Origin of the sequence: Pseudomonas sp. CFBP 13719 (genome assembly GCF_014842095.1) — a bacterium.
In the GTDB taxonomy this organism is placed as follows: domain Bacteria; phylum Pseudomonadota; class Gammaproteobacteria; order Pseudomonadales; family Pseudomonadaceae; genus Aquipseudomonas.
This window is the reverse complement of sequence record NZ_JACYVB010000002.1, coordinates 664820-688899: the sequence shown is the minus strand read 5'-3', so window position 1 is coordinate 688899 and position 24080 is coordinate 664820. Positions and strand designations below refer to the sequence as shown.

Sequence of the window (24080 nt, the reverse complement as noted above, 5' to 3'; positions counted from 1 at the left end):
TCCTTGATGAATAGTCTTCTGGTTCGATTATCCAGCAGTGAGTCGGTTAATGCGAGCTGCTGTGTATCCATTGCTGCAGAAATGCTTAAGGCAGTAGATTACTCGATGTCACCGTGCAATATATTGCAAAAGGAGCTCGGGTCTAGGTTCCCGGCATGCCCGTGTGAAAGATACTGCGTCACCTAAAGCTTCGTATACATGTACTTTTAGCAGGTGAAGCAGGGTTTCGCCTTCCAGTGGCAGCCGACCTATCCAAACCCCTAGGATAATCCAGGGGTTTCCCGGTGCTTTTCAAGGGCCATTTGGATGATCTCCAGGCTTTTGATGTTCTGCAGATGATTTGGCGGTACATCATGACCTTTGAGCTTAGATACTCGCCCGCTTGGAGTGAGGGCCAGAACCCTGCTCATGAGCGCTATATGGCTCACCTGTTAACTATATGGCTCGCCGCGCCCGCTGACACCTTCTTGTATGACATCGCTCCCAGCGGCCCCTCAGAGCCTTCAAAGGCTGTTAGGTGCGGGACAGGGTGAATGTGGTGTTTGGGGGTTATAGGGGGGCTCAAACAAAATTGGAAGACCGCCTGGTCGAGCTTCAGGCCTCAGGGCTTCGCCCCTCATTCCCGCTTCCATTATCGTTCAATATTCGGGTCAGTGTCGGACAACAGTTCTTCGTTGAGCTTTGTAAGCAAAAACCCCGCATAGCTGCAGGGTTCTGGGGTTTGCAGGGGTTTCTATCTGAAGCTCAAGGTGACGATGAATCGGGATGCAACCTTGGCGTTGGCGTAATCGGTAGCGTTGTGAGCCCAGCCTACGTAGTAGGGCGCAGGCGCATAATTGTTGAGAATGCTGTCGCTGGACATCGTGTAGAACACGGCACCCGCGCTGTTGAGCATCTGAATCTTGATCGATTTGTACCTGAAGGCTGACTGCGGTTGTTGACCCACAAGGCCCACCAGCACCTGGTTCTGAAACCCAAGGGAGACGTAGCTGAGAACATAGTTGGGATTTGTGCTACTGATCAGGGTGCCACGGCTGGTGTTGGTCATGTATCCCCATTGGGTGGAGATATTGCCGACCGTGACCAAAAACTCTGCGGTATTGCCGATTGGCTGAGTGCCTACGACAGTCTGAGTGGCGCTGACTGTGACCGTTTTCGTTTCAACGGTGGGGGTGCCGGCGTTACGTACGACCAGGGTCTTATCATTGCGCTCTGTAGGCTGGATTGTGCGCTGTTGAAGCTGCTGACAGTCGGTTGCGGTTTGGGTGAAGGATGCGCCTACAGCGACAGTATTGGCCAGTGGAGCCCAGTTGGAACAGAGTGTGGGCGTTCCGACAGCAGCCCAATCGCTGATCTCATCAGTCCACGGGAGCCAGCTGTCAGCTTGCTCGATTGAGCCTCCCTGGATAGGGGCTTGCATTCGAATGACATTGTCGGCCTTGGCCATTGGGCTGACTAGCAGCATAGCCATGACCAGGGGGATCAGTTTTGATGTGTTCATGACTTCAGGGCCACTCGTAGCCGTAGGTAGGTCAATTCTGATGACGGTTTAGGCCATTATCAGAAGGAGCCTTTGGCGTATCAACAAGCCCCTACGTGCGACCCTTCACCAAGAGTCAGAATCAAGCGGGGCGTGCTTGAAGTCATGCCTGATCTGGTCGAGTGTCTTGCGCGGTTCAGGATAGAGGTCGAGAAGGTGGGCTTTGCCATAGGCGTTGAGCATCACCAGCTTGGTCAAGCCTTCTCGATACTGGTCATAGAGCTGACCCTTGCCATGACCATGGACGTTGACGTGATCGCCCAGCCACAGCACGCCAGAGCCTCCATGGTTGGGATTGCCGATCTTCCTGCTGACCGCGTCCAAAGGCATGTCTGTCAAAACTGCATGCAAATCGCCGATACGTTTGAGGATCTGCTCCATCTCGCCACTGGCGGCGCCAAGTTCCAGCGCCAGCTTTGCCTGGACGACAGGCTGGGGGGTCTGGTTCTTGGCCTGAGAGAAGATCTGCGCGCTGGTCATTGCCAGCACCGTTTTCATTCGGCCCCGAACTTCGATCAGCTGATTGACCTGAGATGGGATCAGCTTGCCTTCCTCAGGCTCATGGAGGCGGTCGATGGTCTGGCGCATCTCAGCATCGAACGCACGCAGGAAGGTCAACTGGTCAGTCACCTGTTGCTTGAGGTACTCGCGCTCGTCGGCAACATCGATTTTGAGTAAATCCTCATACGATCGAATGTTGGGGCGTGGCGCCGGGAGCAGTTGAGAGAAGCTGGTCTTCAGGAAATCTCGAAGGCTCATCGACGCTACTCCTGGTATTCCGGGTGCATGCGGTCATAGGCCGCTTTGGGGGATTTGCTCGATAGCTGAGCAAGATCGGGCGCGAGGGTGTTCAGAACATCCCAAGCCTGAGCCCGAAGCTTGTGGGTTTCATTGAGGTACTGCATGTACACCAGCTGGCGCAGGGCGTCGTGCAGGCGCTCATCAGTGATCTCGGCAACGTCGACCTTGGGCACGTACTCGATACCGCCGATCATGACTTTCATCAGGCGCTCAGCCCCAGGCGCTGATCATCCTCGGGTGCTGCATGACCGATGCTGGACGCAGGCACCACCTGAGCGGCCTGTTCGGCCTTGCGCTTGAGGGCCTCGATGCGAGCCTGTTCGATGATCATCAGGTGGTTAAAGCGTTGTTCACGATCGCTGCTACTGCGCATGATCGAGAAGATTCGGTAGAACTGGTAGAGCACGAATACTCCCAGGCCCAGCAGGGCAAGAATGACAAAGGCGTTTGCGGACATGTTGCACCTATTATTGTAGTTATTGGCTGATAGTCAGGTTGCCGGCGTCGTCGAGGCGCCAGGAAGTGGGGTTGATTAATACCGGGTGCTGGGCAAAACACACCGTCTGGCCAGGGCGTAGGCGAGCGGCAAATTCAGGCAGCACGTAGGATTTGGCATCTTCTCGAAGGGTTTCGATGACCTTGAGTGCATTGCCCTGAATTTCGTCCAGGCCGTCGATCCATTGTGAATCGTGGTCTGCCACCTTGGCATAAATGCCTTCAAATGCTACCTGCCTTGGGTTTTCGGCGTTCTGCTGCAGGTACACCTGGGTATAGGCATTGGGGCACCTGAACACCAGCACTTCGTGGTAGCGATGATTGACCTGGCAATGCTTGAGGTACAGGGTCGGATCTGCGAGGAAGGCTTCACGGGCTTCTGGCTTGAGCCAGTCCTCATCGATGTTGAGCCAGGTGTCAACTCGAAGAGCGATGGCCAGTGTGCCTGGGGATCCCGCAGGAAGCAGGGCCTGAACGAAGGTTTTCACCACGTGCCCCAGATCGAGCTTGATCATGTTGCCCCCAAAGGTTGTCAAAAATTGAGGAAAGTATGTGCCATAAAGAACAGTTCGTCAATTTCATGAATAAGCGTCTTTTGGGATGGGCGGGCTGCACAGTTTCTGCAAGCCTCGCCCTTGCTGAGGAAGAATGCTGAGTGGTTTTCTCAGCCAACCGCCAGGTGACGGGTTTCTTCTATATAGGACTGCGTGTCCTCGATCATCTGATGCAGCTCATCCTGCGTCACCATTTCCTCGAACTGCTGATCAACCGAGGAGTGATTGCGCACGTGTTCGAAAATCCGTTCGGCGATGGTGCCGGGGTCGTCCTCGAAGGTATCAATCAGCATGATCACATCCTTGATCAGTTCGACGCGCTTGGGTTGTGGCCAGTCCCTCATAGAGAAGGCATCGCGCAGCTCGGCGGTATGTCTCATCAGCGCCACGATGGCACGTGCGGCAGTGTGCTGCCAGCTGCGGGCGGGGGTAGCTCCGATTTTGGTCTTTATGACCTCATCAGTGTCATCAAACGGTGCCTCTGAGCCCATCTCTTCGTAATACCAGGTCATCATTACTCTCTTAGTGATCGTGTTTTTACGTCATCCACCGAACTGGCGTTAGACGCGGCTTTCTGCAACATGCAAAGTTAATGACCGCCCAGCCATTACGTTTTTTCAATAAATTGATAATAACCCCTTGTATGAGTCATGATGTTTGAACATTGTTGCCTGTGCTGATATGCACAGACATGACTCAAAATTTGGAGCATTTACTGGATGAAAAAGCTAATCCTGCTGTCCTTGGCACTTGTACTGCAGACAGTGGCCGTTTCAGCCTCAGCCTCTGCCAACAACGTGATTCGCGTCATGGCTCCCATTACTCAAGCGGTGGGAAACTGGGCAGCTATCGCCAGCGACGACTCCGTATGGGCAAATGTCGGCGCCTTTACTGGGTGTTCAAACTGGAGTCCCGCCACCGGGGCAATCGATGCCGGGGTGAGTTTTACGCAAACAGCGACAGATTGCCAGCAAGATCAGCAGAAAACCTCTCAGGCCCGCGAGCAAAACGACCTGACTCAGCAGATTCGCAATGTAGGCGAGCCCCAGACCCTTAGTCAGACCATATTGGTGTCATCTACTCGACCCGCTGTTGGCACTGCGACTCAAAGCAATATCGACTTTACGACGGGAGCCTCAGAATCCCAGCTTCCATTTGCTGCGGTCTCCAGCTTTACAAGAGGGGCATATGGCTGGGAAAGTCGGAACCACGATAATGGCAGCGCAGGTTACGTCACCTTTTCACCCATCTCCCTCAAGGCCGGCACTGCACTGACTTTCGCCTACATGGTTTCGTCTGAAACTGGCTATGATCGACTGATCATCGCAGTGAATGGGGCGGTTTTAGTTACTGCATCAGGATCAGTGAGTAGCTCCACAACCTACTCCATTCCATCCGATGGATCGTACACCATTGAGTTTCGCTACACCAAGGACGCTAGCGTCACCGTAGGATCAGACCTTGGTCGTGTCTCAGCCCTGACCATCAAGCGCCCTTGAAGATCTGTGGGCCCCTGGGAGCCCATCGGCTTTCCAGGGCTATTCAGATTCAGGCGTGAAGCTCGCATTATGAACAAGGTGGGAAAACCAGATGGCGGTGTGCAATCCGGACTGGCCTTTCTATAGGGCGCCTGTAACCAGCTTTTTTGCAACCAAACATGACGTCAGAGCCTCAAGGGTTGAGTGATAAAAAAATCTCTTCTTAGGATGTGATAGACGTCACATTGTTTATAACTCCATGATTGGATTGATTAATCTCTGGTAAAGCTTCCCTTTTCTATAAATACGATTAAACGATAAATTGCATGGAAATCGGCTATTAGGCCATCATGTATTCACAGCGCTGTGGGCGCTGTGCTTAACGGGGCCTGAGCCGTCAAAAATAAGAGAATTTTTTGAGATGAAAAAAATAGCACTGCTCTCGATTGCCTGTCTGCTACAAGGGCTCACGTTAGCCGCAAACGCCCACAACATCATCCGAATCATGGCGCCGATTACACAGGCCAGTGGCACCTGGTCTCCGATAGAAGCCTTCACTTCGCCCTGGGCCAACTGGGGTGAGGTATCCAGCTGTTCAAACTGGAGTCCAGATCCTTCGATTATCAACACCGGGGTGTCTTTCACTCAGACGGCAACTGACTGCCTTCAGCCCCAGCAGATGTCTATCCAGGACAGGGAAAGCAACAGCTACACACACGAAGTTCGCCCTGTCGGTGTGCCGCAGATCAGCCACAGGAGCATTCAGGTATCCTCAGGTCGAAGCGCCACCGGAACCTTCACCGGAACCTGGTCGGCCATCGCCAGCACCTCAACAGGCTGGATGAATGAGGGCGCTTTAAGCAATTGCTCCAACTGGAGCCCAGATCCATCCACGGTCAGTGTGGGTGTAGCCTTTTCTCAAACTGCAAGTGATTGCCAGCAGCAACAGAAAATGACCAGCCAGGCCAGAGAGCAAAACAGCCTTACGAGTGAAATCCGCAATGCTGGAGATCCACAGGTCAGCCGGAAAACCACTTTGGTTTCCTCGATGCGGTCTGCCGTGGGCACCTTTGAAGGAACATGGTCTCAGATCGCAAGCCTCTCTTCGGAATGGGCAAACGTTGGGGAGCCAGGCGGATGCTCAGCCTGGAGTCCGGCTGTAGATACCGTTTCTATGGGCGCCAGCTTCACCCAGACATCAACTTGCCAGCAACCGCAGCAAAAGACTGTTCAGGACAGAGAGCAGAATAGCCAATCTGGGCAAATCAGAAACGTGGGCAGTCCAAAAGTGAGTCAGCAGACCATTCAGGTAACTTCGACTCGCACTGCAGTAGGCACCTCGTCTCCGACCAGCATCGACTTTACAAACAGTACCTCGGCCTCTCAGCTCCAAGTATCGACTAGCGCTAGCTTCAATAGGGGCCCGACAGGCTGGTTCAACACCAACCATGCACACAGTTCAACGAGCTTCGTCACCTTCACGCCGATTAACCTTCAGGCTCAAACTGTGCTGACGTTTAATTACAATGTCTCCTCTGAGGGCGGCTATGATCTCTTGAGAATTTACGTTGGGACTGTGCAGGTGCTCGCTTTGGGAGGGTCTACAAGTGGACAGGTTTCCTACACAGTGCCAACAACTGGCTCTTACGCCATCAAGTTCCAGTACAGCAAGGACACTGGCCTGAGCGTTGGTGCTGACACGGGTACGGTATCCGCCATGACTATCAAGCGGCCTTGAGTGCAAAGGCAGGAGCTGCATAGGGCTCCTGATTGATAAGGTCACCGGATGTTATGCATCCTGGAGTATGAGAGGGTGTTTGTTCGAAGCTGCTGCCGAACATCAGATCTTCATGGCTACACCCGGATCATTCGTCCAAAGGGGGTGGCTGTTTGGTCTTGGGCCTGCGGGCCGGCATGCACCGCCCATTGTCATCGATTTCGTAGTCAGGGGTCTTGGCCTCAGCCTGCTTGCCAGCCTCATCAAGGCGGGGATCAAGCAGCTGACCCAACAGGCTCTCGATTCCCATGGTCTGGCATACCCTGAACACCACTCCCAGGGAAATCCCTGCATCCCCCTGGATCAGGCGGCGGTAAGTCTGTGGCGTGATGTCGGCCTTAAAGCAGATAGCCTTCTGATTCAGGCGACGGCGACGGCGCGCTATCTCAATATTCTCGCCCAAGGTGACGAGCGCCTGGAGGCTGGCAGGATTTAGTTCAGACATGAGATATCATCGCTTATCAAGGATAACGGATGATTCATCATCCTTTTTCAAGATTTCATCCGGGTGCTTGAAGTCCTTGAGGTACTCGGCATGCTCAGACAGGATGATGTCGAAATACTTGCGTTCGCCTTCATTGAGCACCAAGGTGCCGCGCTTCAAGGCCCACTGGGCGTGAAAGACGAGGCGGGCTTCCTTGAGCTGCATGGCCTTGTTCTCGCTGGCCCCATTGGCCCAATCGCCCAGCAAATTGATCTTGGTGGCGTAGCCGATCATGCGCAGGACGGTATTGACGTCATTGGCTTCGCTGCGGGTGTCGTGCCAGTTAGGGTTTCCAGAGTTAGGGTTGACGTCTTCAATACCAAAACACAGGCCCTTGCCGGCGCATTGGGCGAGCTCGCCGCATTCTTCGCCCAGTTTCACATGCAGGTACTGAGGCCAGGTCAGAGGGTTGTGGTGAATGGTCATGAAAGTGTCCTTGAAAGATGTCAGAAGCCGCGAGTGCGGGCGCGAAAACCTGAGGCTGCGATTACATCGAGAAGCACCTCGGCCACTCTTTGTGAATCGGCGGTATCCTTTACCCAGAGCGTCCAGTTGGCACCGCCCCGGCGATCGTTGCTCAGCGAGGCGTGCGTGCCGTCATCGAGCTTGAAGCTCCAATGCCAACCACCCCAGTCTTCCGGGCTTTCCGGATCGGTGTTTACATCAGGCTCCCACAATGCCGCCTTGAGCTTGTCAGAAGCGATGATGATGGTCTCATCGCTTGTATCGGCCTCACATTCGTCAAAGGTGATCCGGGTGATGGTCTTGCCCGTTTTCTTTCCGGCTAGGGTGAAATGAGCTTGAGTAACATCTGGCTTTTTCATGTGTTAGCGCCGAGTCGTTTCAAGGGCATGGATAACAAACGTGCCGGGAATTTCGCAGATGATCTTGAGGCGAATGCCGCAGCCTTCGCAGCGATCGACAACCCCTTTGTCAGCACCCATGCGATTGAGCGCCATGTAATCCTCAATGGGATCGGACTGCTGGGCCTCACAAACTGGGCAGCAAGCAATTTGGCCAGTGGTCAGGGTGATCGAGGGCAAAGTCATGATGCGCTCACTCAAAGGTCGTACGGGGTGGGAGAATGTTCAGGCAGGCCGCGTTGCCGGCGATGGGACTGAGCCATGTTGTTTTTGCGCATGTCCGACAACTCGTCGAACAGCTTTTCGTATTCAGGATTGCAGCTGTTGGTGGTGGCGTAAGCTTCACGCACACGCTGGGCAAGCTCTTGTTCGGGTGTCTGGCGATTCATGTTGAAAATCCTATGGTCAGTAGCGGCCCGAGGCCATGGCAGTTTCGAGCGCGGCGAGGCCCTCATCGGTCATCTCGATCGAGGGCGTGAAATCGAAGGGCACCTCGTCTGGATCGTCGGTGAAGCGAACAGGCTCCTCCTCAGTCTCAAAGCAGTAGCCGCGCTTGGCCAGTTTCTTGAAGGTCGCCATGCCTGGCACCTTATCGCCAAACACATTGAGCTCAGTCTTGTCTGGGATCATGCTGACCAGATTGCAGGTGGTGGTCTTGATCCAGAGCAGCGCCGCGTACTCAACCTGGGTAAGAGGCTTGGTGTTATCGCTCATGCCCGTCATCCTGTTCAACCTCGCCCTGGGTCAAGCTGACCTTGGAAATTTCAGTCCACTCGTAGCCCGCCCGGTCAAGCAGCACCTTGTGGTTGAGCCAGTCGATACCCCAGACCTTATAAGTGCCGCCATCACCTTTAACCTGGGCGACCAGATTGAGTGAGGCGGGCATGTTGCCGTATTTGCTGGTGCGGGGCATGGGGTATCAACCTGTGGTGTCAGAGGGCAGGGGCTTGCGGTGGGGTCTCATCGACCAGTTCCGCCGTCAGCTTGATTCTACGGCCTTCGTTGGCAAATTTTCCGGTCAATTTTCTCACCAGGTCATCAGCACTCTTGCTGTAGTGGAAATCCAGGCCTTGGCTGCGCGTGTCCCAGCGTACGTAACGTGAGAACACGTGGTTTTGTCCTGGGGGGCAACACACGCAGTTGGACGCGCCTGGCTCGTCGCTTCGCTGGAAGATCACTTCGCCTTCAATGGAGAACAACTTGTCCTCGACATCGTGAGGATGTGCTGCCTTTTTGACCTCGGCAAAGTACTGGATGGTGCTGGACTCATCGAAGTTGCCCAGGTTGCCAGCGTCGACCGGATCAATGTGATAGCCGCTCTGAGAGCCATCTTCATTGGCGTAGACGTCCAGCCACACCAGTGCGGTGAAGTTTTCCACCTCGCCGGTGGGTTTTCCAATAGTACGCCCATCAGCATCAGCGTCGATGTCATAGACGGGGCGGGTGCCGGCAAGCCAGTACATGCCAGAATCCGGAAGATTGGCGTAATCGAAGGGTTGGAAATCAATGTTCATGCGCAGACTCCGGATTCATTTCGTTCAGTAGTGGGGGCGGTCAGGAAGAGGCCTGCTTGGCTGATCCAGCTTTTGACCACTTTTTCAAGCAAAGCACGAGCATTGGCGCTGGTTTCGCAGTGCCCCAGGGCAGGCCGTACGCCAGGCAGACGACAGGTGACGGCGTGAGTGGACTTGGCCCCTTTGGGTAGCGTTGCATCGGTTTGCCACTCGCCGACAATGTATTTGCCAAGGCGCAGTGACTCGCCCCCGGTATGGCGGGTGTTGGCAGGCTCCCAGACCATGGATGGCATAGGGGCTGTTTGGGCAGCAGGCTGCTGCCCAATTGGGTTGTGTTCGGTCATGCGCAGGCTCCAAGCTTTGCCAGCAACTGGGGCAGGTGGTTATTCCCGGTGGCGCCAATGCTGCGGATAGCCGTCAGTTCTCCCTCGCTGTAGAAGACCACGATGTTGCCCAGCAGATAATCGAGCTTGTCGGCGATCGCATCGGTGCGCGAGTGGATGTAGAAGTCAACAATAGCCACACCTTCTTCAGTCAAAGGCACGCCCTTGCGAAACACTTTCCAGTCAATGCGGTCGACCAGATCAGTGTCGGCCCAGTCGGGGAGTGTGGAGACCCGTGCAATGTTAAAGCACTCAGGAGCGGTCTGAGAGGATGTGTTGTAGCGAATGCCTGGCTCAAGCTTGATTTGGCCCAGCATGGCATTTGGGCAGGATTCGAGCACCGCCGCCTGCTTGATCAGGTCGCATTGTGCTTGCGTCGGTTTCCAGATGCTCATCGTAGCCCCCTGCATTGTTCGGTTATCCGGGATATTGCTTGTCCCGATGACAACTTAAGTATGGCCGAGGTTACTGGTGAACTCAAGAGAAAAGAGTGATATTTCACCTCTTTATTGAGGGGCGGGATTGTTCCATAAACAATGATCGAGGCCCTGATCAGAGCCGTCTGAGTCAGGGCTTTTGGGGAAGGGTCACGGTCGGTTGGGTTTGCCCATCCAGTGCTTGTTGTACCAAGGCTCCTTGGCGCGCCAGCCTGGGTAACGATCAAAGTAGTGGTCGGTGCGCAACGAGCAGTTGGACGCGTGCTTGAGTAGCCAAGCGTCTGGCGCTCGGGCGCCACAGCACGGACAGTCAAAAAAACCAGTGGTGTAAACACCGTCTGCAGGTTGAGCCACGGTCAGCCTGACAATCCCTCGGGGGCCTCGCTTGGGGCGATTGGAGGTCGTCAGGCTGCTTCGGCCCATGCCACGGATGCGATTGATCACGACCTTGCCTTCTTCGACCAGGTGCTTGAGATCATCATTCATGGAGATGCCGCCCCGGCAGTTCACGCCACGGCCACTGACGGTGTGACGAATCTGGCGAAGCAGGTACTCGCGCCGAAGTTCTCCGGCTGTCATGCGCTTGCTCATGATCTAATCCTCAGTGGATCACTTATGGGCAATGGCTCAGACAGTTAACCCGTTGACCTATTGCCATTTTGGCAATTATTGCACAATTGTGCTTAACGTAAAACCTTTTCCAGCCACTGCACATCCACATCATCCAGGCATTTATCTTCGAAGCGCATGAGCTTAATGATCATGGTTACCCATTCTTCATTGGCCTTCATGGTCGCCTGAGCAGCGCCGAGCGCTTTCTTGCCGGCAGTACGGGTGGCTTTGTCGCAGGTTGGAAACATTTGCATGGCTGCCTTGGCTTGGGCTTTGAGACCTTCAAGGGCTGCGTAGGCGCCAGCGGGCAGGGCGGGGCGTGATGGCTCGGACATGTGGGCATTCCTGATAAGGGGCGTTTATCGCTCCCGGTACCCACAAAACCCCGAAAAGACGGGGTTCTCTAAAGAAATACGGCTCAGACGTGGTGGGAGTGGGCCAGGCGAATGACGTCGGCAGCTTCGCTGATGATTTCCTGACGGATTTCTTCGTCGTACTGCTCAAGTTCATTGCCAACACCGCCGCGACCTTTGAGCCCTGCCAGGATGCCGCGTGCAGCTGCATGCGCCCAGTCGTTGGCAGGAAACGGGGTTTCCACATCGTCAGGTTGGTCATAGGGATACTCACGACCCCGGTCTAGATTGATTTGCGCTCTCACGCGAGAACTCCTTCTTTGCTTTGGGTTGAATTTGGGGTCAGGTAGGCCTGGTCGACAATCGTGGTGACTACCTGGTTAAGGCCTGCGTGCTCAGCCTGCGGCTGGTGCGCCTGATCTTGGTCGGCCTCCGCTGGCTCGAACAACACACTCAAGAAATCTCGAACAAAGGCCTTGTCGTGTTCGTTGAGGGGTTTATTAGAGTCTGGATACACGCCATCTTGGATCATGACAGATCATCTCCTGCCATTTTTGGAAACAAACACCGATCCACTCGGTGATCAAGCTGTTTGCCGTAACTCAGCGAGTTTCCAACATCGTTGTCGATTGCTGCCACATAGTCTGGCTTGGGATTGACCATGATGACCATGGGGGCTGGCACTCGGCTATTGGTGGCCTGATCGCGCAGGTAGAGATAGCGATCGGAGTTGCGGCGGATCTCGTCGAAGTTGAGCGGGGTGTTCAGCCATGGCGCGCTGTTGAGCAGATCGTTGAGTTTTATCAGCCCAGGCTGTTCTGGCGATTGGCTAACAAGTGGCACCAGCACCGGAGCGAGCAGATTGCAGATATCGCCGCGCTCGAAAGGTTCGTGTGTCTCGCTCAGGGCTTCGTCGATGACCACCCAGATCGCTTGGCGCTCAGGGGGAGGCAGGCGCCCACCCAATGGCTCGGCGGGCTTGAGCACCTTCAAGGGAGGTGTCAGGCGACGGGACAGTTGGTTGAGGGCGTTATGGCCTACCTGCCGGGGGTCAAAATGCAACTCGACTTTGCTGGCGTCGATGGTGTGGGGGCAGTTGATGGTGCGCAGGAAGAAAGCTGGGTCGCCCACCTCGGCTTCCAGCGTCTGCAGCTTCTTCTGGGTCGAGTCCGCCCGGTGGCGTGTCATTTCATAGAGCGCCAGCAACTTGTTGAAGTCATCGGCGTGGACGGTGGGCGTGGCAGACGTCCAAAGGCTTGCGTCGTGCACCTTGACGGCGGCTGGATCAAACTGCTCAAGATCGTGGGGCATGAAAACCTCTACAGCAAAATGAGTGGGTCAGCCTTGCGGCTGGTTATTTTTGACAGGCCCATTCGTGCCCGCCAACATTAGGGTGTAGGGGCTCAGCCTTTGATCGACTTGAAGGGGGATTCTCCGATCACCAGAATGCTCTTATCAAGAGCCAGGCGCTGGATTTCAATTACCCTCTGGGCATTGGGCGTTTTGATGATTTTGCTGTTGTCCCAGGCGCAGTCGTTCATGCACCGAAGGCTCCAGAGATAAGCATTGTCATTGTCCTCGATCTTGGCGAACAAGGTCTTGGCGCCATCGGCAGCTTGATTGCTGCCAAGCCTCCAGGATCGAGCAAAATAATCCAGTGCCTTCACATAGTCGGCTTGGGCTAATTTGCCTTCAAAAGCCAGAGTGCCGGCAATGCGCAGGATGTCTTTGTCTGCATCCGGATGCTGGGCCAGCGCCATGACGATGGGGGCCGCTTGGGCGCGGACTTTGGGCGGGCTGTACTCGTCGAAGATTTTCGAGATGGCGCGAATGTCGGCCCTCTCCACAGCCTTAATCATCAGGCTTTGCTTGGTGCTTTCGATTTCTCGGTTGAGTTCGAGCTCTTGGTCGCTGCAGCCGATGAGAATAGCGCAGGCGTTTCTGTATTTGCCCTCGTAGGTCATGTCCAGATACTGTGCGGCCTCGTAGGGATCGCCGATGCGGCTTGCCTGATCAAGGCGCGCTTGAAGCGTACCTGATTGATCACAACCAGCGAGTGCTGCAATCAGGCCTGCAGCAAGGATGAGTCTAGGCACCTTCATTTCAAAGCTTCCAAGTTAGATGAGGTAGACAGTGGTGTGGTGCCTGCAGTCATAATTTTGTCGAAAGGCGCCATGGACTGAATACGGAGAATTTGGTTTGCCTCTAAATGGGATTGGGCGGTGGCCGTCACCTCAGTGCAGGTCACTTTGCAGCGCAGACCCCACAGATAGGCATTTGGGCTGTCGTTCAACAAGCTGAAGAGTCGTGCAAGGCTGGCGGCAGCAAACTTGTTTCCCTGTGCCCAGGATTTTGAAAGGTAGCTGTAAGCACGCTTGTAGTCGGTGTTGACCGCTTCGCCACGCATGTACATTTCACCCGCCAGTTGTAAGGTTTGCGGCGTCGGGTTCGGAAGTAGCGACATTGCAGGAATGAGTGCTTGGGCCTTGTATCTAAGGATGGGGCTCGAATTTTCCGAATCGAAGACAAGTGAGATGGCTCGCTTGTCACCCTGGCTTGCTGCCGATAGCAACAAGTCCTCTCTGACAGACCTTACCTTTTCGTACTTAGCCTTTAAATCTTGGGTGCAATAGAAGATTGAGCACACCATCCCCCTAGACCGCAGGGTTTTTTGGAGCTGGTGAGCTGCACTGAAGGAATCATTGAGGACTGATGTCTCCAAAAGGCTGGAATCAAGTCGATATTGTTGGTGGTAAGAAACGACAAGGCATCCCAGGCCGTACACCGCGACTGCCGAGACCAGCACGAGCCAACTTGCTTTTCCAAACTTCATGGTCACGCCCTCAAAAATATTGAGCTATTTTGCCATGAATTGACAAACTTGGAAAGAAAGGCATATCGCTCTTTTCGGGCACTTCCACACCAAAGGTTACGGGGCACTGGCGCCCAGACCAATTTCTCTCAAAGCCGCTCCGAAGCTGCTCTTTTTGAGCTCCACGTCCTGATAGGCTCCCCGTTCAGAATGACCGTGGGCAGTTCTCAGTGCTCCAGCCATGCCTCCCTGAAGAACCTCGTCCCCATCCAGCGAGAGCAGGGCGGTGTTGAGCGGGCCGAACGCAAACAGGTCTTCTTCGTTGAATGCAGGAGACTTGCGGTTGGCCTCGAAGAACGAGATCTCCTGGCGAAACCAGTACAGGTGGATAGGCCCAAAACTGATATCTGATTCAACGATCTGGCTTTCCAGGGTCTGCCAGTACACGCTGTCACCTTTGAGGGCATAAATATCACTCATCAGTCGGGTCTGGTCATAGCCTGCGCTCGCGCACAGCCCTGGATCAAGGTAGAAGTGGGCGTGTCGGTGCGCCAGCGTGTCCAGCACGCGAGCACTGTCCTGGCTTCGCTCATAAGGAGTGACCTGATCGCGGATCACGGTGTGGATGGCGCCCAGATCCTGATGAAAGCGCTGGGGAGCAATGCCGCGCTGCATCAGCTGGGCAATCAAGCAGGTTTTGTACTGGTGATGATCAAGGCCAATGAGAATGCGCTCCCACAGGGCTGGAAGGGCGAATGTCTCACCCTGCTCTACGGCGGTGGCGTAAGTATTGGCATCATGGCGGGCAAGCCCCTGCACGCCCTCAGACTCGAAACGCTCAGGCGCCAGGCGACTCATGTTCTGGAGCTGTTCGCTCAGGCGTGCCTGGAAGAGAGAATCGAATGTTCGGCAAGCATTGCCGCCCGTCTTGGCGTCATCGCTGCGCAGCGCATCATGAAAGACCTTGGAATAATCCTGGTGCAGCTCATAGCTCTGGTAAAGACCCAGCAGTGTCTGAGCCCGCTCATCAAGCTGACCCGCCTCGACAATGCGAGCAAAAAGTCCTGCATGGTGTGCGGCTCGGTCGGCCAGGGTGGTGGCGTGCTGGTGTGGTTCAGTCATGGGAGGCGTCCATACGAATTTAAGATGTATTGTCGTATGGATCCAGTCATGCGTAAACGCTGATCTGGAGTAAATCTTGGTTGTTAAAAACGAATTCATAATATATTGACAGTTTGACAAGTTTTGTAGATTATTGGCGCCAACCACGCCGTAGCGGCGTGAAACAGAGCATCTTTGGTTCTATATGAGCCTTTAAAAGGGGATAACAGTATGGGTGGTTTCTTCGGTCGTTTGATCGGTGTGGCAACAGCAGTTGTTGTTGTCGTAGCTGGTTTTTTCTTCACGTTTTTCGTTCAAAGCATCACGGTAGAAGCCGGTCACGAAGTGGTAATCTTTGACCGCCCGTACTTCTTCGGTCATGAAGGTGCGCGTAAGGAGCCGCTGACTCAGGGTCGGCTGCTGGCCTGGCCCACCACCTATGGCGTTTCTGTTGACGTGACGCCTAAAACCTACGCGATCAAGTTCGACGATTTGCCGACCCTTGATAACAGCTTTCTGGATTTCAACACCACCATTCAGGTGAAGGTGCTCGATTCGGTCAAGCTGATCACAGGTTTCCGTGAGGAATGGTTCGTCAACAACCTGCAGCGTCCTTATGAAGCAGCATTTCGTGACATCTCGAAGGCTTACACGATGCCGCAGATCATCTCCGATGCCAGGACGTCCGCTGAGATCGAAACAAAGATCCTGAAAATCCTGAACGACAAGGTCAAGGCCGATGGTATCCCGGTGCTGGTGATGGACTTCAACATGGGCCAGGGCCGTCCGAACAAAACAGTGGTTGCCCAGATGGATGACACCGTAGCACAGGAGCAGGCAGCCAAGACCTACGACAAACGCAAGCTTGCCGAAGATTCTCGTGCAGAATCCGAGAAGGCCCGAGCACTGGCTGACAAAGCCTACGCTGACAAGATGGGCTACTCCCCAGAGCAACTGGTTGAGCTGCGTGCGATCGACAAGTACAGCGAGGCCTGCGCCAAGTCGACTTGCGTGATCATGTCGGGCGGCTCCGTGCCGATGACGCTGCCGGCGCCAGCCAGCAAGTAATCGATCAAGCCTGGTTCACCGCCAGGCCTTCAAGAAAGCCCAGGTGAGCGGCTTACCTGGGTTTTTTGTTTGATGACCCTGCACATGAAAACGGAATGGAACAATGAAGCACTTTCTAAGAATCTCTGCCTTAACCCTGCTTGTTTCTACAGCGGGGTGTAGCTCCTCTCAATCTACACCGACAGCCAAGGAATCGGCTATGCGTATCACTTCGGTGGTCGCCAGTTTTTGCCAGGTCATGGTTGAAAAGACGGGCGCTGATTTCAACGAATGTTTCGATCAGCAAATGGATCGAGTCGTTGCCAAGGTGCAGGCCCAATCAACACCTCCGCAAACCCATCAAGAAGGTAAATTACCGTGAAGAAGATCCTGATCCCTCTTATTTTTGGCATGCTGGCAAGCACCGTTCATGCCGAACAGAGCGCTATGGCGGTGTCGGTCGAGGCCCAAGGCTCCCCATCGACCAAGACAACCTTCATCGCAAGTCCTACCACGGCGATCTCGGGTGCTGAACAAAAAGCTGTTGTGGTATCGGTCGAGGCCAAAGGTTTCTCATCGACCATGACAACCTTGATCGGAAATCCGACCACCATGACCTCGGGTGAAGTCCAATCGGCCTCCAGCCAGGCGCATTGCATGATCGTGCATGCTGATAAATCCATCAGCACCATAGGCGACCTTTCCAAATACGCCAGTGGCACCACTATTGCCGTGCTGCCGATCTGGAGTGATGAGAAGACGGTCAGAGCCTACGTCAGCTTCTCCAGCCAGGTGCAGAAAGAACCCAAGGTTGAGGTGATCGACGAGAACTGTACCCTGGCCACAGGCGTGACCAGCGCCACCACTGTGAATCAGCTGGCGACTTTCGAATGGGGCATTTCGAAATCGATTGGGACGCTCAATGGTCGACCTATCACCGTTGAAATCAACGATCCGTCCCTGACGAGTAAATAAGCTGCACATCAAGGCTCGGGCGAATCATCACGCACGGGCCGCTGGCGCAACATCTTGCCCAGTCCCTCACTGACCTTGTTTGCTTGTAACTCCTTTGCCTCGAAGTACTCGCGCACAGAGTCCTCGATACGCACGTAGAAAGGCCCATCCCAGTCCCTGATCCATTGTTCGACGTTCTTGCCATCGCGCAGCTCATCGGACGAATATTGATTGTCCTCCAGTGCCAGGGCCTTTTCCTTTCCCATGGCTTCGATCTGATCGGTAACATCAAACTCGGTCATGCCAGGGTCAACGTCGATGGCATCATCGTCTTGCCAGGCCTGAGGCTGGAACTGCGCTTTACACACTGGTCTGATCATTTCACAGGCTCACTTCAGAGGCGTGGTCAAGGCGACGGTTGTTCTCAAGCCACCCAGGGTGATCGGTTAAAATTTCGTAGGAGATGTCATCATCCCAAGCGGTCTGCCAACCCGTGGCCTTGACCGAGTTCACTTTCACGCCAAACTCTTCGAAAAGCTTCTTGATGCGCGTGCAAAGCATTTCTGGGCGGGAAGGGCGGTGGCCATCTTCATCCTCCTCATAGCTCATGTGTGGGCGTCCAGACACCACCACGTGCCACTGGAGCAAGCCCTCACGGTTATCACGGCGCACCGAGAAGCCAGTTGCGCCATGGTGGGTTGTCCAGCCGGTGATTTCGCCGCCATTGAGTTTGCTGGTGCGAGGCAGCCCGATCGACTGCATGGCGTCATGAATGAACTGAGTGGCCTGCTTGCCCGTCAGGATGCCCTTGGGCAACTGCGGCATGGCTGTGGTTGCTGGCTTGATAATCGGTGCGGGGTCACCATTGACGCGCTCCAGCACAGTCTCGCCTGTTGTGCTGCTGACCTGCTGCACCAAGCCCACATCGAACATTCGTCTCCAGAAGGGCATGGCTTTGTCAGCAGCATCCACTACCTCGACCCGGCTGACAGCTGATTCTCCGGTGATCCACTCAAGTGCCCGGCGCGAGTAGCCCTGACTTTCAATGGCCGAATACCAATCCTGAATGATCATTACACCCTCGCTCAAGGAGACGTCCGCGAACACGCAGTTGTCCTCGTACCGGTGGTGGCTGTTCACCTTGTAAATTCTGGGTTGAAAGGGTGTGTTGTCGGGCATTATCAGTTCGCTCATGAAAAGTGTTTGGGGCCATACCATAACCATGACTCGTGAGGGGCGCCGGGGTCAATGATCACGAGGGTTACAGCCTATTCTGAAAGACTCAAACTCTCCGAAAACTCTTGATCAATTTGTCTTTAAACCGAGCGTTGGCTTTGCTATATTGAGCGCAAGACACAAGAGGAAGCGATGATGAAAAACGCAATTGGGCGTGAAGAGGAGTGGGTATAGTGCTCCGCCATAAAGAAGAGGACTGGATCTGATGAAACCCAACGAAGAGTACGAGGGCTTCTAATGTCGGCCATGAACAACCTGGTAGCACCGATCACACGCAGGCCCTTTCCATGTCGGGGAGGGCGCGCAAAATCGGTGATCCATGTCTCAGGACAAAAATGCACGTCGTGTCCGGCGTGACAAAGCCCGCAAGCAGATCAAACGTCAGCTGCGGATTGTTCAATTCTACTACTCGCCAAGCATTCCCGACGCTTTCGGTTCCAAGCCAAAGGGGGCATGGCGCAAACAGAACGCCCTGAACTGCGGACGCTCCGGATGCTGCATGTGCTGCAACCCACGGCGTGTCTTCAAGGCTGTTACACTTCACGAACAACGTATCGAGCAGGCGCTCAAGCAAGATCTTGAGGCCCTCTACCAAGAGGATTGAGCGATGGCTCAGCGAGCAGCAGAAGACATCAGCGACATGGAGGTGGTAGCCCACCTCTTTGCCCTGGCCCGCAGCGAGCGGTATCGGCAGCTCAAACCCATGTTCGAGCAGGCGCTGCTAGATTTCCCTCAGCTCACTCGCGAGCGCATGCTCAGTTGTTGCGATCAGCTGGGCACGCGCCTGGTTGAGTCCGATTACCAGGGCATGGGCGCCGAGGCCAAGCGCAAGCTCACCAAACGCCAACTGGAAGAAAAGAAGCAGTCGAGGCAAGAGCTTTTAGAACCAGGTTTGTAGACAAAACAGGAGGCTTTATGCGCTTGGCTTTTGCATTTCTACTGCCAGCAGTGCTGGCAGGTCTCACAGGTTGCATGGAAACTGCCCGATCGGTAGGGAAGAAGTTGACGCAAGCCTACCCGGAAATGAAAATCGACAACTGGGCCCTGCAGCCGAACGAGCCGGTCATGATTGGGGGTAAGCGTTTCGAGATGACTGGACTCGATCGCTGTCCGAACATTGGCCCGTTCTTCAATAGTGCCAAGGATTGTCTGACCCTGTCATCGGAACGCCATCTGGTGCCCGCCATGCTCAAAGGCGATGATGGGGCCAGCCAGGCGATTCTGGTGGTGAGCTATAACGATGGCCGGTACCAGCTTCACACGCTCAAGGGAGTGCCAGTGTTGTCTGCACGTTAGATGGTTACCTCGGGTAGCTTGTCATATGATGTTCGCAATGAAATTCTGACCCCCTTCTGTTTGTTGCTATTAGAAAAACTTAAGATCAATATAAATAAAAACAAGAGCGATCTATTATGAAGCGCCAAATCCAAAATCTACTTTTAGCTTTTCTGGTTGCAGGAAGCTCCCTTGCTGTTGGGGCTGAGACTAGCAGTCACAACATTATCAAAACCTTCGCCCCTATCGCTGGAAAGCCTGGCGGTGGGTCGGCACACCCTGAAGACCCCTCAACCAACCCAGACCCCACCCCTGAGGAACCCCAAAAGGCTAGCCAATATCTCATCGTTATGAGCGGTCACCCTACGCAGGGTGGATGCGGAGTAGGCCTAAAAGGGTTTGCAGATGCAGCAAACTGCGCAGGCCAGGTAGCCTCCATGGGATCAATTGATCATACCGATATCAAGGTTGGGGGTATTCAAGCGGTTATTGGCCGGTACCTTATTTACGGAAATAGCTGTCTCTCTTACCTAATGGTCACCTCTGAAACTCCTTATGCATCCTTTCCGGCTCAGATTCAGCTGGAGATCAACGGCAATACCCGCGATCTTAAAAAGACCATGGATTATTACCCCTATACCTCGTGGGTTTATAATAATTGCTCTGACACTGCCTCCATCAACAATGGAGATACCCTCAGGGTAAATCTCATCCAGTGATCTCGGCTTGAACCTGCGCACTTGAGGCTGCGAAGTATCACTCGGCACAATGGGGTAACAGGAGATTCTCGATGACCATCCACCTCGCCCCCATTGTCGAAGAAGGCCGCTACCGCTGGAACGACCCTAAGTTCACGCAGCATTTTCGCGTCTACCAGATGTATCGCCAGGCCCACCCCAACTCTGTAATCGCGCAGAGGGACACGTTTTGGTGTGGCAAGTCCTTCAAAAGCCAGGCTGCGATGGAAAAGGCCCTCTCTGACCCCGCCACCCTTGAGTACATCGCCAGCGAGCTTCAGCGCGAGGCTCTGGACAAACACTGGAATGGCCTTGAGGTCGCAAGCACCGTGGTGGCTTTCTATCCCAACTGGGATCAGGGTTACGCGATTGACAGCCTGGATTCACGGCATCTCAAGCGAGCCCTCAAGCATCACCTGTCTGACCCAAAACCCGCCATTGGCAAAAAACCACACCTGGCCTGGAGCATTACCAAGTCAGAAGGCTGGCCTCAAGCTGTTGAGGCCCAGTTTCTGGACAAAATGCAGAACCTGCGTCAGCGATCCAATCATCTTGAAAACCTTGTCTGGCACAAAGATGGGAAGCTTCAGCAGGAGTTTTCAAAAGTCGCGCCCATCTGGTTCAACAAGAACAAGGGGCTTGAGCGAGTAGGCGATTTCTTCTTGAGCTTGATGGATGCCAAGCGATACGAAGCCCATCGCGATTGCCTGGAGATCTGGGGCGCTTTGCTTATGCAGAAGCCTGAGGCTCTGTTCAACAACTTCCGTGTAGGCCTAACGAGCGCGAACCGCTTTGTTCGGGGTCAATCGAACCCCTTGATCACGCCGGGGGACAGCTTCAATACCTTGAACACTCTACTGGCCATGTTTCCCGAAACCTGCCTGTCCGGAAAAGATCTGTTGTCAGACTCCTGGGTCAAGGCGCTCAAGGATCCTGAGAACAAAGATGCGGCCATGGTAGCGATCCTCTCCGGATATGCCCGTTACCAGAAGAAGGTGAGCAATTACGAGTATGCCAGCCGTACCTATGAAGAACGCAGGGATGGTAAGGCCCTCTCAGATGAGGCCATCTGCATTGAGTTCTGGCGCCGCTTGGGCCATTCAGCCGGTATGGACGTGGAGGAACTGCTAAGCCACATGGGCGAATTTGAGGAAGGGGGCAGTAAGACGGTAGCAGCGTTCTTTGCAAGCTCGGTCAAGGCCTCTAACCAGGGCATGAGCTACGACAGCTGCCCACAGCCAATTGCCCAGCAGTGCGCCAGGGACATCTACCTGCGCTATGTACCCCAGGCCCTGGATGTCCTGATGAAAGCTAAGCTGCTGAGCCATCCAGCCTTTGCCGGGCATTACGTGTCCAAGGTCGAGCAGGATCAGGACAGAGACTATTTCATGCGGATCATCAATCACCCGCTCGCAACGCTTGAGCAGATCAAGGCAGTCATGCCCTACGACCGCTTCACGCGTGTTGAGATCGATGAAATGGAAGCAGTCGACCCCAAGCTTGCCAAGAGCTACATCGCCGGCATGAAGGATGAGCAGGTTCGACTACAGATTGCCAAGCACAACATCCCTGCCAAGCACCTGAGTCATGGCAAACACCGTGATCATGCGCTCGGTACTGACCTGGGCCTCTGAGGAGCACGCCATGAGCACTACACCCCGCAAGGTTGCCTATGCCGCCCAAATCCTGTTGCAGGACGAGGAGGGCCTTCTGGAGAGCTTCAGCGATGAGGTGGGCGAAGGCACTGTTCAGAGTGCACTGATGCATTACCTGACCCAGGTCGACAAACAACCCGTGGAGGCAGGCTACGAGGTGCTGCGCCGCAGCCTTGACCGGGAGTCGACTGACACCTTCATCCTCAAGGTCACCGCGCTTATCAAGGACGAAGCCAAGTTCAAAGCTGAATACCAAGAGTGCGCCGAGGCTTGCTTTGGTTCTGCCGGGGATATGGCATATCAGTCGCCGTCCGAGATGCTGGCCTGGATCATGACGGTGGCCAACAAAAGCGATTCTCCCTCAAACCTTGGATACGCGATCGTTAAGGTGATGGATGCCCAGCCGCATGTTTCTCGTAAACATGCCAACGAGGAGCTTGCGCCGTGACGATTGAGCAAGATGCCTGGTTTCTCGAAGTAAGTGTGGCCCCAGGGTACTGGGAAGACGCGATTCTAAATGGGGGGGTTGATCAGGAAGGGAATATGCCGCTTCGCGAGACCGATGCCTGGGTGTGCAAGATCGACCTGGCCCTTGGCTACGTGCAGCACTGGCCAGAGGGTGTCGAAGCGCGACTGATGTACAAGGTGTGCGACGCAGGCCTTTACTGGTTGCTCGACGCACACGGACGCCAGATCGCCCGATGGAAGAGTGTGTATGTGCCAAGCGATTACCTGTGCGCCGGCAGAAGTGGCGCGGGGGACTACATGGACATCACTATCGGGAAGGATGGCTGCATTGCCAACTGGCGCAACCCAGGGGTGGACATGGATCGTTGGGAGCTCCTTCAGGTTGAGGCGCTCTCAGACGAAACCTGATTCGCCATCACATGGAGGGGGATGTGTCCGTGTTGTGCCTTTCAGCATTTTTGTCTGGTCTGGCTTCTTGATGATTTCCAGGCTCGATGGGCTGAGAGGCAGGCTCCATCAATACCGCCAGGTTCCTCCTGAACGCCTTGCTGAAGGTCGACATCAATGTGTGCTGTGCGCCACCATTTGCGATCTGGAACGCTGTCTTCAGGTCAGCGATGATCGGGGCAAACCCCTTGTCAGTCAGCAGGTTGTTTGAGACTGCTGCGGCTTGAGCAATGTAATTCTTCTGTTTGGGGCCCTTGAGAGCCGCGCACAGGCCCAAGCCAATCCACATGCCCCGCGCCGCCGTGGCATCGAAACCATGCTCTTTGGCATAGCTCATCATTCCCTCCATGCCGGGGTGGTCTTTCTGCACATGGCTGACCATCGCCTCGGTGACGTCGCCGAAAGCTTTTGATGCAAACACCTGCTGGACGTGCAGATCCTTGGACAGGAACTTGGCGTAGACCTCTGAGAACAGCACCTTCAAGTCTTCAGGGGAGGGGTTGATCATGGGTTTTTCCTGGATTTGGTCGTTACCCCATTATGGCATTTGTCCTGCGCTGGGTTGCAACCTCTGCTGTAGCCTCATCAAATTGTGCCTTGTACCGATGCAATATACGTGAAAATCGAATAAACTCGTTCGTGAATTGAATGCGTTGTCGGGTTGAGCCCGTCTTGGAGAAGAATAATGAGAAAGCCATTTCGCGCCCTCGCTGGCGCTCTGCTAGTTTCCCTGTTCCTGACCGGCTGTTCCACCGTGGATCAAGCACCCGCACAACCACAGGATGAAGTGAAGGCTCCCGCTGCGCATGTGGCCGACCCGGTGAAAAAACCTGCCGCCTCGGTCAAGATGGCCCAGCGCACTGTAAAAACGGATGCGTCGCCTGAGCAGGTAGGCCAACTGTTGATGGTATGGGTAGCAGGTTATTGCGAAGGCTGGTCGAAGGCCACGGGGCAGAATTTTGAAATGTGCTTCGAAACGACCCTCCAGGACACGCTGCACCAGTATCAGGATAATACCGGCGTGGATGTCAGCCTGAAGTCCAAAAAATAGAAGCAC

At 54.6% G+C, this 24080-nt stretch carries 40 protein-coding genes; 13 read left to right on the top strand and 27 right to left on the bottom strand.

What is annotated here, in order from left to right; all coding sequences use genetic code 11:
- Positions 1–733: 733 nt before the first annotated feature.
- The 6 genes from IFT57_RS08975 to IFT57_RS08950 form a co-directional block, all read right to left on the bottom strand.
- Positions 734–1501, bottom strand: coding sequence for a hypothetical protein (locus IFT57_RS08975; RefSeq protein ID WP_192151211.1), 768 nt, complete (start codon positions 1499–1501; stop codon positions 734–736).
- Between the two features lie 105 nt (positions 1502–1606).
- A complete protein-coding gene (locus tag IFT57_RS08970; protein WP_241032650.1) occupies positions 1607–2299 on the bottom strand; it encodes a hypothetical protein in 693 nt (230 codons plus the stop codon).
- A 5-nt stretch (positions 2300–2304) separates the two neighbouring features.
- Complete coding sequence (locus tag IFT57_RS08965) at positions 2305–2544, bottom strand: hypothetical protein (RefSeq protein WP_122530823.1); 240 nt, start codon at positions 2542–2544, stop codon at positions 2305–2307.
- Positions 2544–2798, bottom strand: a complete 255-nt coding sequence (locus tag IFT57_RS08960) for a hypothetical protein (protein ID WP_122530824.1) — start codon at positions 2796–2798, stop codon at positions 2544–2546. The genes IFT57_RS08965 and IFT57_RS08960 overlap by 1 nt, the downstream gene beginning before the upstream one ends.
- A gap of 19 nt (positions 2799–2817) precedes the next feature.
- Positions 2818–3351: a hypothetical protein gene (locus IFT57_RS08955; RefSeq protein ID WP_192151209.1), complete on the bottom strand. Its 534-nt coding sequence runs from the start codon at positions 3349–3351 to the stop codon at positions 2818–2820.
- 149 nt (positions 3352–3500) lie between these two features.
- A complete protein-coding gene (locus IFT57_RS08950; protein WP_122530826.1) occupies positions 3501–3902 on the bottom strand; it encodes a hypothetical protein in 402 nt (133 codons plus the stop codon).
- Positions 3903–4109: 207 nt separating this feature from the next.
- Between IFT57_RS08950 and IFT57_RS08945 the strand changes: the two genes are divergently transcribed.
- On the top strand, positions 4110–4889 hold the full coding sequence (locus tag IFT57_RS08945; protein ID WP_122530827.1) for a hypothetical protein: 780 nt from the start codon (positions 4110–4112) through the stop codon (positions 4887–4889).
- Between the two features lie 400 nt (positions 4890–5289).
- The gene (locus tag IFT57_RS08940; protein ID WP_163020456.1) at positions 5290–6606 is read left to right on the top strand and encodes a hypothetical protein; all 1317 of its coding nucleotides are present in this window, start codon (positions 5290–5292) and stop codon (positions 6604–6606) included.
- 127 nt (positions 6607–6733) lie between these two features.
- On the opposite strand, the gene IFT57_RS08935 is transcribed toward IFT57_RS08940, so the two are convergent.
- From IFT57_RS08935 to IFT57_RS08850, 18 genes are all read right to left on the bottom strand, one after another.
- On the bottom strand, positions 6734–7090 hold the full coding sequence (locus IFT57_RS08935; RefSeq protein WP_122530830.1) for a helix-turn-helix transcriptional regulator: 357 nt from the start codon (positions 7088–7090) through the stop codon (positions 6734–6736).
- Positions 7091–7096: 6 nt separating this feature from the next.
- A complete protein-coding gene (locus tag IFT57_RS08930; protein WP_122530831.1) occupies positions 7097–7555 on the bottom strand; it encodes a hypothetical protein in 459 nt (152 codons plus the stop codon).
- Between the two features lie 20 nt (positions 7556–7575).
- On the bottom strand, positions 7576–7953 hold the full coding sequence (locus IFT57_RS08925; protein ID WP_122530832.1) for a hypothetical protein: 378 nt from the start codon (positions 7951–7953) through the stop codon (positions 7576–7578).
- Positions 7954–7956: 3 nt separating this feature from the next.
- On the bottom strand, positions 7957–8178 hold the full coding sequence (locus IFT57_RS08920; RefSeq protein ID WP_122530833.1) for a hypothetical protein: 222 nt from the start codon (positions 8176–8178) through the stop codon (positions 7957–7959).
- An 11-nt stretch (positions 8179–8189) separates the two neighbouring features.
- The gene (locus IFT57_RS08915; RefSeq protein ID WP_122530834.1) at positions 8190–8381 is read right to left on the bottom strand and encodes a hypothetical protein; all 192 of its coding nucleotides are present in this window, start codon (positions 8379–8381) and stop codon (positions 8190–8192) included.
- A gap of 16 nt (positions 8382–8397) precedes the next feature.
- Complete coding sequence (locus IFT57_RS08910; protein ID WP_122530835.1) at positions 8398–8706, bottom strand: hypothetical protein; 309 nt, start codon at positions 8704–8706, stop codon at positions 8398–8400.
- Positions 8696–8905, bottom strand: coding sequence for a hypothetical protein (locus IFT57_RS08905; RefSeq protein ID WP_122530836.1), 210 nt, complete (start codon positions 8903–8905; stop codon positions 8696–8698). Before IFT57_RS08905 ends, IFT57_RS08910 begins: the two co-directional genes overlap by 11 nt.
- A 19-nt stretch (positions 8906–8924) precedes the next feature.
- On the bottom strand, positions 8925–9506 hold the full coding sequence (locus IFT57_RS08900) for a hypothetical protein (protein ID WP_122530837.1): 582 nt from the start codon (positions 9504–9506) through the stop codon (positions 8925–8927).
- Positions 9503–9850 (bottom strand): hypothetical protein, encoded by a 348-nt coding sequence (locus IFT57_RS08895; RefSeq protein ID WP_241032651.1) that lies wholly within the window; start codon positions 9848–9850, stop codon positions 9503–9505. The genes IFT57_RS08900 and IFT57_RS08895 overlap by 4 nt, the downstream gene beginning before the upstream one ends.
- A complete protein-coding gene (locus IFT57_RS08890; protein ID WP_122530838.1) occupies positions 9847–10284 on the bottom strand; it encodes a hypothetical protein in 438 nt (145 codons plus the stop codon). The genes IFT57_RS08895 and IFT57_RS08890 overlap by 4 nt, the downstream gene beginning before the upstream one ends.
- 192 nt (positions 10285–10476) lie before the next feature.
- Positions 10477–10917, bottom strand: coding sequence for a hypothetical protein (locus IFT57_RS08885; protein ID WP_244656748.1), 441 nt, complete (start codon positions 10915–10917; stop codon positions 10477–10479).
- A 92-nt stretch (positions 10918–11009) separates the two neighbouring features.
- Complete coding sequence (locus tag IFT57_RS08880) at positions 11010–11273, bottom strand: hypothetical protein (RefSeq protein ID WP_122530839.1); 264 nt, start codon at positions 11271–11273, stop codon at positions 11010–11012.
- An 83-nt stretch (positions 11274–11356) separates the two neighbouring features.
- The gene (locus IFT57_RS08875; RefSeq protein ID WP_122530840.1) at positions 11357–11596 is read right to left on the bottom strand and encodes a hypothetical protein; all 240 of its coding nucleotides are present in this window, start codon (positions 11594–11596) and stop codon (positions 11357–11359) included.
- The gene (locus tag IFT57_RS08870) at positions 11593–11823 is read right to left on the bottom strand and encodes a hypothetical protein (protein ID WP_122530841.1); all 231 of its coding nucleotides are present in this window, start codon (positions 11821–11823) and stop codon (positions 11593–11595) included. The genes IFT57_RS08875 and IFT57_RS08870 overlap by 4 nt, the downstream gene beginning before the upstream one ends.
- Positions 11820–12602: a hypothetical protein gene (locus IFT57_RS08865; protein ID WP_122530842.1), complete on the bottom strand. Its 783-nt coding sequence runs from the start codon at positions 12600–12602 to the stop codon at positions 11820–11822. Before IFT57_RS08865 ends, IFT57_RS08870 begins: the two co-directional genes overlap by 4 nt.
- Positions 12603–12694: 92 nt before the next feature.
- Positions 12695–13393 carry a hypothetical protein gene (locus IFT57_RS08860; protein ID WP_122530843.1) on the bottom strand — a complete coding sequence of 233 codons (699 nt, stop codon included), beginning with the start codon at positions 13391–13393 and terminating at the stop codon, positions 12695–12697.
- Positions 13390–14124, bottom strand: a complete 735-nt coding sequence (locus IFT57_RS08855; RefSeq protein ID WP_122530844.1) for a hypothetical protein — start codon at positions 14122–14124, stop codon at positions 13390–13392. Before IFT57_RS08855 ends, IFT57_RS08860 begins: the two co-directional genes overlap by 4 nt.
- A 96-nt stretch (positions 14125–14220) precedes the next feature.
- Positions 14221–15225, bottom strand: coding sequence for a hypothetical protein (locus IFT57_RS08850; protein WP_192151207.1), 1005 nt, complete (start codon positions 15223–15225; stop codon positions 14221–14223).
- Positions 15226–15435: 210 nt separating this feature from the next.
- On the opposite strand from IFT57_RS08850, the gene IFT57_RS08845 reads away from it, so the two are divergent.
- The 3 genes from IFT57_RS08845 (at position 15436) to IFT57_RS08835 (ending at position 17226) form a co-directional block, all read left to right on the top strand.
- Positions 15436–16272, top strand: coding sequence for an SPFH domain-containing protein (locus tag IFT57_RS08845; protein ID WP_122530846.1), 837 nt, complete (start codon positions 15436–15438; stop codon positions 16270–16272).
- Between the two features lie 199 nt (positions 16273–16471).
- A complete protein-coding gene (locus IFT57_RS08840) occupies positions 16472–16633 on the top strand; it encodes a hypothetical protein (protein ID WP_163020457.1) in 162 nt (53 codons plus the stop codon).
- Positions 16630–17226 carry a hypothetical protein gene (locus IFT57_RS08835; protein ID WP_192151205.1) on the top strand — a complete coding sequence of 199 codons (597 nt, stop codon included), beginning with the start codon at positions 16630–16632 and terminating at the stop codon, positions 17224–17226. The genes IFT57_RS08840 and IFT57_RS08835 overlap by 4 nt, the downstream gene beginning before the upstream one ends.
- Positions 17227–17234: 8 nt before the next feature.
- Here the strand turns inward: IFT57_RS08835 and IFT57_RS08830 are convergent, their stop codons facing one another.
- Entirely contained in the window at positions 17235–17585 is a 351-nt protein-coding gene (locus IFT57_RS08830; protein ID WP_192151203.1) for a hypothetical protein, read from the bottom strand.
- Between the two features lies 1 nt (position 17586).
- On the bottom strand, positions 17587–18384 hold the full coding sequence (locus tag IFT57_RS08825) for a hypothetical protein (protein ID WP_244657277.1): 798 nt from the start codon (positions 18382–18384) through the stop codon (positions 17587–17589).
- A gap of 376 nt (positions 18385–18760) precedes the next feature.
- On the opposite strand from IFT57_RS08825, the gene IFT57_RS08820 reads away from it, so the two are divergent.
- The 7 genes from IFT57_RS08820 to IFT57_RS08790 all read left to right on the top strand — a co-directional run bounded on the left by IFT57_RS08820 (position 18761) and on the right by IFT57_RS08790 (position 22984).
- Positions 18761–19045 (top strand): hypothetical protein, encoded by a 285-nt coding sequence (locus IFT57_RS08820; protein WP_122530850.1) that lies wholly within the window; start codon positions 18761–18763, stop codon positions 19043–19045.
- 3 nt (positions 19046–19048) lie between these two features.
- Positions 19049–19339, top strand: coding sequence for a hypothetical protein (locus IFT57_RS08815; RefSeq protein WP_192151199.1), 291 nt, complete (start codon positions 19049–19051; stop codon positions 19337–19339).
- 74 nt (positions 19340–19413) lie between these two features.
- Positions 19414–19737 (top strand): hypothetical protein, encoded by a 324-nt coding sequence (locus IFT57_RS08810; RefSeq protein WP_244656749.1) that lies wholly within the window; start codon positions 19414–19416, stop codon positions 19735–19737.
- Between the two features lie 116 nt (positions 19738–19853).
- Positions 19854–20435, top strand: coding sequence for a hypothetical protein (locus IFT57_RS08805; RefSeq protein ID WP_122530853.1), 582 nt, complete (start codon positions 19854–19856; stop codon positions 20433–20435).
- Positions 20436–20506: 71 nt separating this feature from the next.
- Positions 20507–22087: a hypothetical protein gene (locus tag IFT57_RS08800; protein ID WP_192151195.1), complete on the top strand. Its 1581-nt coding sequence runs from the start codon at positions 20507–20509 to the stop codon at positions 22085–22087.
- Between the two features lie 10 nt (positions 22088–22097).
- Positions 22098–22556: a hypothetical protein gene (locus IFT57_RS08795; RefSeq protein ID WP_122530855.1), complete on the top strand. Its 459-nt coding sequence runs from the start codon at positions 22098–22100 to the stop codon at positions 22554–22556.
- 95 nt (positions 22557–22651) lie between these two features.
- Positions 22652–22984 carry a hypothetical protein gene (locus IFT57_RS08790; protein WP_192151193.1) on the top strand — a complete coding sequence of 111 codons (333 nt, stop codon included), beginning with the start codon at positions 22652–22654 and terminating at the stop codon, positions 22982–22984.
- A gap of 7 nt (positions 22985–22991) precedes the next feature.
- Here IFT57_RS08790 and IFT57_RS08785 read toward each other — a convergent pair whose 3' ends face one another.
- On the bottom strand, positions 22992–23531 hold the full coding sequence (locus IFT57_RS08785; RefSeq protein ID WP_122530857.1) for a hypothetical protein: 540 nt from the start codon (positions 23529–23531) through the stop codon (positions 22992–22994).
- Positions 23532–23708: 177 nt separating this feature from the next.
- Here IFT57_RS08785 and IFT57_RS08780 point away from each other — a divergent pair, with 177 nt between their 5' ends.
- A complete protein-coding gene (locus IFT57_RS08780; RefSeq protein WP_122530858.1) occupies positions 23709–24074 on the top strand; it encodes a hypothetical protein in 366 nt (121 codons plus the stop codon).
- Positions 24075–24080: the final 6 nt, after the last annotated feature.

Coding starts and splice junctions, on each gene's coding strand:
- IFT57_RS08975 (WP_192151211.1), bottom strand. CDS start 1,501: ATGAACACATCAAAACTGATCCCCCTGGTCATGGCTATGCTGCTAGTC.
- IFT57_RS08970 (WP_241032650.1), bottom strand. CDS start 2,299: ATGAGCCTTCGAGATTTCCTGAAGACCAGCTTCTCTCAACTGCTCCCG.
- IFT57_RS08965 (WP_122530823.1), bottom strand. CDS start 2,544: ATGAAAGTCATGATCGGCGGTATCGAGTACGTGCCCAAGGTCGACGTT.
- IFT57_RS08960 (WP_122530824.1), bottom strand. CDS start 2,798: ATGTCCGCAAACGCCTTTGTCATTCTTGCCCTGCTGGGCCTGGGAGTA.
- IFT57_RS08955 (WP_192151209.1), bottom strand. CDS start 3,351: ATGATCAAGCTCGATCTGGGGCACGTGGTGAAAACCTTCGTTCAGGCC.
- IFT57_RS08950 (WP_122530826.1), bottom strand. CDS start 3,902: ATGACCTGGTATTACGAAGAGATGGGCTCAGAGGCACCGTTTGATGAC.
- IFT57_RS08945 (WP_122530827.1), top strand. CDS start 4,110: ATGAAAAAGCTAATCCTGCTGTCCTTGGCACTTGTACTGCAGACAGTG.
- IFT57_RS08940 (WP_163020456.1), top strand. CDS start 5,290: ATGAAAAAAATAGCACTGCTCTCGATTGCCTGTCTGCTACAAGGGCTC.
- IFT57_RS08935 (WP_122530830.1), bottom strand. CDS start 7,090: ATGTCTGAACTAAATCCTGCCAGCCTCCAGGCGCTCGTCACCTTGGGC.
- IFT57_RS08930 (WP_122530831.1), bottom strand. CDS start 7,555: ATGACCATTCACCACAACCCTCTGACCTGGCCTCAGTACCTGCATGTG.
- IFT57_RS08925 (WP_122530832.1), bottom strand. CDS start 7,953: ATGAAAAAGCCAGATGTTACTCAAGCTCATTTCACCCTAGCCGGAAAG.
- IFT57_RS08920 (WP_122530833.1), bottom strand. CDS start 8,178: ATGACTTTGCCCTCGATCACCCTGACCACTGGCCAAATTGCTTGCTGC.
- IFT57_RS08915 (WP_122530834.1), bottom strand. CDS start 8,381: ATGAATCGCCAGACACCCGAACAAGAGCTTGCCCAGCGTGTGCGTGAA.
- IFT57_RS08910 (WP_122530835.1), bottom strand. CDS start 8,706: ATGAGCGATAACACCAAGCCTCTTACCCAGGTTGAGTACGCGGCGCTG.
- IFT57_RS08905 (WP_122530836.1), bottom strand. CDS start 8,905: ATGCCCCGCACCAGCAAATACGGCAACATGCCCGCCTCACTCAATCTG.
- IFT57_RS08900 (WP_122530837.1), bottom strand. CDS start 9,506: ATGAACATTGATTTCCAACCCTTCGATTACGCCAATCTTCCGGATTCT.
- IFT57_RS08895 (WP_241032651.1), bottom strand. CDS start 9,850: ATGACCGAACACAACCCAATTGGGCAGCAGCCTGCTGCCCAAACAGCC.
- IFT57_RS08890 (WP_122530838.1), bottom strand. CDS start 10,284: ATGAGCATCTGGAAACCGACGCAAGCACAATGCGACCTGATCAAGCAG.
- IFT57_RS08885 (WP_244656748.1), bottom strand. CDS start 10,917: ATGAGCAAGCGCATGACAGCCGGAGAACTTCGGCGCGAGTACCTGCTT.
- IFT57_RS08880 (WP_122530839.1), bottom strand. CDS start 11,273: ATGTCCGAGCCATCACGCCCCGCCCTGCCCGCTGGCGCCTACGCAGCC.
- IFT57_RS08870 (WP_122530841.1), bottom strand. CDS start 11,823: ATGATCCAAGATGGCGTGTATCCAGACTCTAATAAACCCCTCAACGAA.
- IFT57_RS08865 (WP_122530842.1), bottom strand. CDS start 12,602: ATGCCCCACGATCTTGAGCAGTTTGATCCAGCCGCCGTCAAGGTGCAC.
- IFT57_RS08860 (WP_122530843.1), bottom strand. CDS start 13,393: ATGAAGGTGCCTAGACTCATCCTTGCTGCAGGCCTGATTGCAGCACTC.
- IFT57_RS08855 (WP_122530844.1), bottom strand. CDS start 14,124: ATGAAGTTTGGAAAAGCAAGTTGGCTCGTGCTGGTCTCGGCAGTCGCG.
- IFT57_RS08850 (WP_192151207.1), bottom strand. CDS start 15,225: ATGACTGAACCACACCAGCACGCCACCACCCTGGCCGACCGAGCCGCA.
- IFT57_RS08845 (WP_122530846.1), top strand. CDS start 15,436: ATGGGTGGTTTCTTCGGTCGTTTGATCGGTGTGGCAACAGCAGTTGTT.
- IFT57_RS08840 (WP_163020457.1), top strand. CDS start 16,472: ATGCGTATCACTTCGGTGGTCGCCAGTTTTTGCCAGGTCATGGTTGAA.
- IFT57_RS08830 (WP_192151203.1), bottom strand. CDS start 17,585: ATGATCAGACCAGTGTGTAAAGCGCAGTTCCAGCCTCAGGCCTGGCAA.
- IFT57_RS08825 (WP_244657277.1), bottom strand. CDS start 18,384: ATGCCCGACAACACACCCTTTCAACCCAGAATTTACAAGGTGAACAGC.
- IFT57_RS08820 (WP_122530850.1), top strand. CDS start 18,761: ATGTCTCAGGACAAAAATGCACGTCGTGTCCGGCGTGACAAAGCCCGC.
- IFT57_RS08815 (WP_192151199.1), top strand. CDS start 19,049: ATGGCTCAGCGAGCAGCAGAAGACATCAGCGACATGGAGGTGGTAGCC.
- IFT57_RS08810 (WP_244656749.1), top strand. CDS start 19,414: ATGGAAACTGCCCGATCGGTAGGGAAGAAGTTGACGCAAGCCTACCCG.
- IFT57_RS08805 (WP_122530853.1), top strand. CDS start 19,854: ATGAAGCGCCAAATCCAAAATCTACTTTTAGCTTTTCTGGTTGCAGGA.
- IFT57_RS08800 (WP_192151195.1), top strand. CDS start 20,507: ATGACCATCCACCTCGCCCCCATTGTCGAAGAAGGCCGCTACCGCTGG.
- IFT57_RS08795 (WP_122530855.1), top strand. CDS start 22,098: ATGAGCACTACACCCCGCAAGGTTGCCTATGCCGCCCAAATCCTGTTG.
- IFT57_RS08790 (WP_192151193.1), top strand. CDS start 22,652: ATGCCGCTTCGCGAGACCGATGCCTGGGTGTGCAAGATCGACCTGGCC.
- IFT57_RS08785 (WP_122530857.1), bottom strand. CDS start 23,531: ATGATCAACCCCTCCCCTGAAGACTTGAAGGTGCTGTTCTCAGAGGTC.
- IFT57_RS08780 (WP_122530858.1), top strand. CDS start 23,709: ATGAGAAAGCCATTTCGCGCCCTCGCTGGCGCTCTGCTAGTTTCCCTG.